Raw genomic sequence first — 6,680 nt, 5'->3', positions numbered from 1 at the left:
ATTGGGCCTTTTGTATTAAAAAAAGGTTGAGATCAATCTCAACCTTTCAGACTGTAGACAAAAGACGTCCCGAACTCAAATTACGAGTTTGGGACGTCTTTTTATCTGATTTCTTTTTTGTTTATTCTACTGTTACTGATTTTGCTAAGTTACGAGGCTTATCAACATCGTAACCCCGTAGTAATGTCGCATAGTAAGCGATCAATTGTCCAGGAATTACAGAAACAAGTGGACGCAAGAATTGATGAACGACTGGTAAGATAATTTGGTCGCCATCTTTACTCAATTCTTCTGAAGCAATCACTAAGGTGTGAGCGCCACGACTTTCTACTTCTCGCAGATTTCCACGAGTGTGAGGAGCTGTCACAGCTTCAGTAATGATTCCTATAACTGGCGTGCCTTCCTCGACTAGAGCAATGGTACCATGCTTTAATTCTCCTGCAGCAAAGCCTTCTGCCTGGATATAAGAGATTTCTTTTAATTTCAAGGCTACTTCCATTGAGACATAATAATCTTCTGAACGACCAATGTAAAAAGCGTTGCGAGTTGTGGCCAAATATTCTGCAGCAATTTCTTCGATCATCGCTTTTTCAGCAATCATCACATCCATTGCGTTGGCAGCTATTCCTAATTCTTTTGTTAAATCAAATTCTTTTGCAGCAGCAATGTTTTTAGCTTCGCCGACCGCTTTAGCTAGAACGGTCAATGCAGCGATTTGTGCTGTGTATGCTTTCGTTGAAGCGACAGCAATCTCAGGTCCTGCATGTAATAGCATTGTGTAGCTTGCTTCACGAGATAACGTTGATCCAGCGACGTTTGTAATTGTTAGGGAAGGGTAGCCTAATTCATTGGTTTTCACTAACACTTGACGGCTATCAGCTGTTTCGCCACTTTGAGTTAAATAGATAAAGAATGGTTTTTCTGAAAGTAAAGGCATATTGTAGCCGAACTCACTTGATAAATGAATCTCTACGGGAATATTCGCCAATCCTTCAATGATCTGCTTGCTTGCCCAGCCGGCGTTATTACTAGTGCCGCAAGCAACAATGTAAATCCGATCGCTTTCCAATAGGCTTTTAAGTAGCTCTTCTGCGATTACGACGGTTCCTGTTTCATCTGTGTATTCACTGATGATCCGACGCATCGTTGCTGGCTGTTCATCAATTTCTTTCAACATGTAGTAAGGGTATGTTCCTTTTTCCATGTCAGAAAGATCGATTTTTGCTTCATAAGGAGCACGTTGAATTTCATTGCCTTCTTTGTCCTCAATTTCCACATGATCTTTGGTAACAATAACCATTTCACCGTCGTTGATCTCAACAAACTGATTGGTTTGTTGTAGCATTGCTAGCGCATCACTACAGATAACATTAAAACCATCGCCTAGTCCAATTAACAGTGGGCTTTTATTCTTGCCGACGTAGATAGTGTCGCGGTCTTTTTTGTCGATCAATCCAAAAGCATAAGATCCATGGATTTCTTTTAAAGCTTTACGAAAAGCCTCTTTGGTTGATAGTCCTTGTTGAGCAAAGTATTCCACCAAATGAACAGCGATTTCGGTATCTGTTTCACCATAAAAACTATCATTAGCCAAATACTTCTGTTTTAGATCATCATAATTTTCAATTACACCATTATGAACTAAAACAAAACGTTTACTTTGTGAAGTATGTGGATGAGCATTTTCTTCACTTGGTTCTCCATGAGTGGCCCAACGTGTATGACCGATTCCGATTGTTCCATGAACATCATCACCAATTTTTGCTGCTAGCTCTTTTATCCGTCCTTGTGATTTGACCAAGAAATCTTCACTCTGATCTGCTACAAAAATACCTGCTGAGTCATAACCACGATACTCAAGTTTCTCTAATCCATCCACTAAAATACTTGCTGCATTCTCATTTCCTACAATACCTACGATTCCACACATAATGTCTTCCTACTTTCCTGTCATTATATGTTTCCGAGCTGTCTGATCATTTTTTTGTTCTTTTATAAAGTTTTTGTAATGATCTGTAGAGCACAGCTACCCTGAAGCCACCCGCCGAATGATTCGATTAACTTCTTCCTCGTCACCCAAAAAGGGTCTGGCGCTATCTTATTGGTACATTTAAGATTTTTTTGTTTTAACCTCGGAAACAATGAATAATATAATATAAACTTTCCGTTTAGTCAAACTATTTTTTATTTTAAATGAATTGGTATATATGTAATTCGTGAAAAGTATTGATGAAAAAAAACAAATTGCTTCTGCGTATCATCTGTAAGGAGAATAATGTAGAATAGAGAAGTATCATTCTTTGGGCGATTGTAGCAATATATTATTTTTTTGTTCGCTGGATCAGTCCGATGATGAACGGCAATTTTTGTGATCATATTTTTCACAAAATGTATAAGGAGGAAAACAAGATGAATCAACCAGAAAACTTGACAGTCGGTGGACTGCGGAAATTTTTAGCGCAGCTTTCAGATGATCCAAAAATTAATGACGAAACAAAAATCTTTTTAGATACCGGTTGGGATAGCATCCAAGAAATCAATCCAGATGCTTTAAGCATTGAAGAAGCCCAAGCATTTCAAATCGAGGATCCTTTGACTCATGAATTTTTCGGAGGATATTCTTTATTGGAGAAAGCGGAGAAAATGAATGCTGAAGGACCGACTGAAAAAGTATTGATTATCCGTAACTTATATTAGAACGAAAATGGAGGAAGAAAATGAATAAGAGACGTTGGGTTGCGGTCGTTATTGCAGTTGTTTTATTGATTTTTTCAGTGATATCGTCGACGATCAGCCGAAAAAATGAACGTAGTAAAGAATTTAGTCAAGTGAACGAGTTATTATATGGGACAGATGAACCTCAGGAAAAAACAGAAGAAGCTGGCTCAAGTACTGAGAAAATTGCCAAATTAGTAGTTGAGGGTACAATTATTGACGATGGAACAAGTGGATTATTTTCAACTGGAGGATATAACCACAGTTCTTTTATGAAGCAATTAGCTAAGATCAAAAATGATTCAACAATAAAAGGAATTCTGTTGGAAATTAATTCACCAGGCGGATCAGTCTATGAGACGGCAGAAGTCACTCGTGCCTTGAAAGAAATTCAAAAAGATAAAAAAATTCCGATTTATGCATCAATGGAAAGCCAAGCGGCTAGCGGCGGCTACTATATCGCAGCTAATTCTGATCGGATTTTTGCAACGGAGGATACGATGACTGGTTCGATTGGGGTGATTATCTCCAGTATGAATTATTCTGGTTTGATGGAAAAACTCGGAATCACCGATGCTACAATCAAGAGTGGGGCTCTAAAAGACATTGGCTCATCTTCTCGTCCTCAAACAAAAGAAGATAAAGAAGTCTTACAAGCTTTTGTGGATAGTATGTATGGACGTTTTGTCAAAGTCGTAGCGGAGGGCCGAGATATGGATGAAGCGGCGGTGCGGAAATTGGCTGATGGAAGAATCTACGATGGAGCACAGGCTCTTGAAAATGGTTTGGTGGATGATATAGGTTATCCAGATCAAGCATTGCAGGCTTTGCGAAAAGACAAAGGTTTGAGCGACGCAAAAGTTATTTCATATACTAGCGGCTCCACTAATTTTTTGAATACTTGGTTTGGTAACAGCTTAGCTGAACTCCAAGGGATCAAGCCTTCACAAGAAGAGCTGGTAAGAAATATCGTTGAAAGTGTTGGCACTCCTCAAGCTCCTAAAGCGATGTATCTGTATGGAGGTGAATAGTCATGGCTGAAGAGACTAATAAAAGACCGGCAGTTGGACCGGTGACACGGTTACTTGAAAAAAAACAACATCAGCCACAATTTAATCATTATCCAGATTTTTTTTACGCAGGCTTTTGGATCCGTTTTTTTGCGTATCTAGTAGATTTACTCTGTATTACAGCGGTGACTACTATTTTGCTTGGCTTGCCAGCTAACCTGCTTAACATAGAAAAAAACACTGAAATAGTTAGCGTATATGGTTTTTTAACACTAATAATCTATTTGTTGTATTTCATTTTATTAACAAAAATGAATCATGGTCAAACGATTGGTAAGATGGTTTTTGGTATTCGCGTTATTAGCTTCACAGAGACCGAATTGAGTTGGCAAACAGTGTTGGTTCGTGAAGGTGCTTGTCGATATATCTTGCGCGGATCTTTTTTTATGTTAGGTTATCTTGTAACAATTTTTACATCTAATAAACAGCATATTGGCGATTACCTTTCAGATACCAGTGTTGTAACAATTAATTTAATAGCAGCTAGAGAGGGTATTGACCAAGAATGAATCCGATAGAATTTCCAAAAAATGATTATTATTATTTAACACTAGCTGAAGAGGCCTTTTCAGCTGGAAAATTTTCACTGGCATTAGAAAATTATAAACTTGCTTATCAGAAAAATCCTTCAGCAAAATTGAATCGCTTGATCGCAAGTCTGGCTTTGGAGCAGGGAGATTTTGCCGAAGCCTTAGAATACTCAGAAGAAGAAACAGAGAGCTACCTTGAAACACCTGAGATGATTGATTTGTATTTGCAAATTCAGTTATATTCTCAAAAGTTTTTCACCGCTCGTGAATTTCTCTGGCGCGCACAAAAAAATAAACAATTAACTGAAGAACAACATAACTTGTGGTCGATGCGTATTGATGAACAAGAAACTTTTTTTCAAAGACAACAACAAGCGGTAATCGAACAACTTGAAACTGAACTGAGTCAATTGCCTGCATTGATGCCGATGGATCAATTGATTGTCATTCGAAGAATCAAGCAGCTCCCAGAGAAACGTCTACAATCCATGGCTGAAAGCTTTATGGTGGATCCCAAAATTGCGCCCTTGGTTCGCAGTTACTTATTTGAAAGTTTAGCTAAGATCGGGGTCGTAGAAAAGGTAAGATATTTAACAATCCAAGATGAAATCATTGAGCTGTCCCCGGCACATACTAGCTTTGATGATACGCTAGAAAGCAAGATTGAAACTCTTTTGAATGATTACTTAATCGATGAGGATCCTATCCTTTTGGCAAATTTATTGGAACAAGTTAAGCTAGAAATGGCCTTTTTGTATCCATTACAAAGCTCATTTATGAGACCACAAGCATGGGTGGACAGTTATTTAGCCGAGTATCGAGGAGAAGCGAAAAAGCTAGATGATGCTATAGAAATGCTTCGTAGAAAGATTAAACAACTTATGTTCGACTATCATTAAAAAATGCCGAGAGTAATAGCTTTATATTTACATTTCACAATCAGTAGTGTAATATTTAATGGTATGCAAAATGCAAGTATATTAGTATTCGGAGGGAACAAATTTGACTGCAAATTTTGAAAAAACTGGCACCAATGATGGTGTGTTAACTTTCTCAATTGAACAAGAGCAAATTCAAAAGGGATTAACAAATGCATTTAACAAAGTGAAAAAAAATCTTAACGTACCTGGCTTCCGTAAAGGAAAAGTTTCTCGTCAAGTATTTAACCGTATGTATGGTGAAGAAGCATTGTATGAAGACGCTCTAAACGATGTATTGCCAGCTGCTTATGAAGCAGCTGTTGAAGAAGCAGGAATCGATCCGGTTTCTCAACCAAAAATCGATGTAGACAGCATGGAAAAAGGTGAAGCTTGGGTCATTAAGGCTGAAGTTACCGTAAAACCTGAAGTTAAATTAGGTGACTATAAAGAACTTGAAGTTCCTAAACAAGATGCTGAAGTTTCAGATGCTGACGTAGATGCTCGTTTAAAATCAGAACAGGAAGCTCAAGCTGAATTAGTTATCAAAGAAGACGAAGCTGCTGAAAATGGCGATACAACTGTAATCGACTTTGAAGGCTTTGTCGGCGAAGAAGCTTTTGAAGGTGGAAAAGGTGAAAACTATTCACTTGAATTAGGATCCGGTTCATTCATCCCTGGCTTTGAAGAACAATTAGTTGGTCACAAAGCAGGTGAAAACTTAGATGTTACAGTTACATTCCCAGAAGATTATCAAGCTGAGGATCTTGCTGGTAAAGAAGCTGTCTTCAAAGTGACGATTCATGAAGTAAAGGCTAAAGAATTACCTGAACTAGACGATGATTTTGCAAAAGATGTTGACGAAGAGGTAAATTCTTTAGATGAGTTAAAAGCAAAATACCGTGATGAACTAACTAAACAAAAAGAAGAAGCTGCAAAAGAAGCAAAAGATGAAGCTGCCATTAAGCAAGCAGTGGATAACGCTGAAATCGTTGAACTTCCACACGTAATGGTGCATGACGAAGTCCATCGTTCAATGGATGAGTTCCTTAACAACATGCAACGTCAAGGCATCTCTCCAGAAATGTACTATCAATTAACAGGCTCAACTGAAGCTGATTTACACACTCAATTTGAAGGTGAAGCTGAAAGTCGTGTTAAAACTAATTTAGTGATGGAAGCTATCGTTGAAGCAGAAAAGATCGAAGCATCTGATGAAGACATCGCTAAAGAAATCAAAGAATTAGCTGGTATGTACCAAATGCCAGAAGAACAAATTAAACGTGTTCTTACTGAAGACATGCTTGAACATGATATTAAAATGAAAAAAGCAGTTGAACTTGTAACTGGAACAGCTGTAGAAAAATAATTTCAGCATTTAACTGTTTACCATTAAACTGGTAGGCAGTTAAATAAAGAAGGTTATTTTTAGTATGCCGCACATATTT

6 protein-coding genes are annotated in these 6,680 nt (G+C 37.8%); 5 read left to right on the top strand and 1 reads right to left on the bottom strand.

What is annotated here, in order from left to right; translation table 11 throughout:
* Window positions 1-121: 121 nt before the first annotated feature.
* Complete coding sequence (gene glmS / locus AC4J95_RS18055; protein WP_494551038.1) at window positions 122-1,930, bottom strand: glutamine--fructose-6-phosphate transaminase (isomerizing); 1,809 nt, start codon at window positions 1,928-1,930, stop codon at window positions 122-124.
* A gap of 479 nt (window positions 1,931-2,409) precedes the next feature.
* Here glmS and AC4J95_RS18050 point away from each other — a divergent pair, with 479 nt between their 5' ends.
* The 5 genes from AC4J95_RS18050 (at window position 2,410) to tig (ending at window position 6,601) form a co-directional block, all read left to right on the top strand.
* A complete protein-coding gene (locus AC4J95_RS18050; protein ID WP_316402882.1) occupies window positions 2,410-2,697 on the top strand; it encodes a hypothetical protein in 288 nt (95 codons plus the stop codon).
* A 20-nt stretch (window positions 2,698-2,717) separates the two neighbouring features.
* A complete protein-coding gene (sppA, locus tag AC4J95_RS18045) occupies window positions 2,718-3,746 on the top strand; it encodes a signal peptide peptidase SppA (RefSeq protein ID WP_494551037.1) in 1,029 nt (342 codons plus the stop codon).
* A 2-nt stretch (window positions 3,747-3,748) separates the two neighbouring features.
* Window positions 3,749-4,294, top strand: coding sequence for an RDD family protein (locus AC4J95_RS18040; protein ID WP_494551036.1), 546 nt, complete (start codon window positions 3,749-3,751; stop codon window positions 4,292-4,294).
* Complete coding sequence (locus tag AC4J95_RS18035; protein WP_494551035.1) at window positions 4,291-5,214, top strand: tetratricopeptide repeat protein; 924 nt, start codon at window positions 4,291-4,293, stop codon at window positions 5,212-5,214. Before AC4J95_RS18040 ends, AC4J95_RS18035 begins: the two co-directional genes overlap by 4 nt.
* Window positions 5,215-5,317: 103 nt before the next feature.
* The gene (gene tig, locus AC4J95_RS18030; protein WP_494551034.1) at window positions 5,318-6,601 is read left to right on the top strand and encodes a trigger factor; all 1,284 of its coding nucleotides are present in this window, start codon (window positions 5,318-5,320) and stop codon (window positions 6,599-6,601) included.
* Window positions 6,602-6,680: the final 79 nt, after the last annotated feature.

The organism is Enterococcus sp. GPZ-007 (assembly GCF_059374735.1).
This window is presented reverse-complemented; position numbering and strand designations above follow the sequence as displayed.

Bases quoted from the DNA above. Each gene is read 5' to 3' on its own strand.
- AC4J95_RS18040 (WP_494551036.1), top strand. From the start codon at position 3,749: ATGGCTGAAGAGACTAATAAAAGACCGGCAGTTGGACCGGTGACACGG.
- AC4J95_RS18050 (WP_316402882.1), top strand. From the start codon at position 2,410: ATGAATCAACCAGAAAACTTGACAGTCGGTGGACTGCGGAAATTTTTA.
- sppA (WP_494551037.1), top strand. From the start codon at position 2,718: ATGAATAAGAGACGTTGGGTTGCGGTCGTTATTGCAGTTGTTTTATTG.
- AC4J95_RS18035 (WP_494551035.1), top strand. From the start codon at position 4,291: ATGAATCCGATAGAATTTCCAAAAAATGATTATTATTATTTAACACTA.
- glmS (WP_494551038.1), bottom strand. From the start codon at position 1,930: ATGTGTGGAATCGTAGGTATTGTAGGAAATGAGAATGCAGCAAGTATT.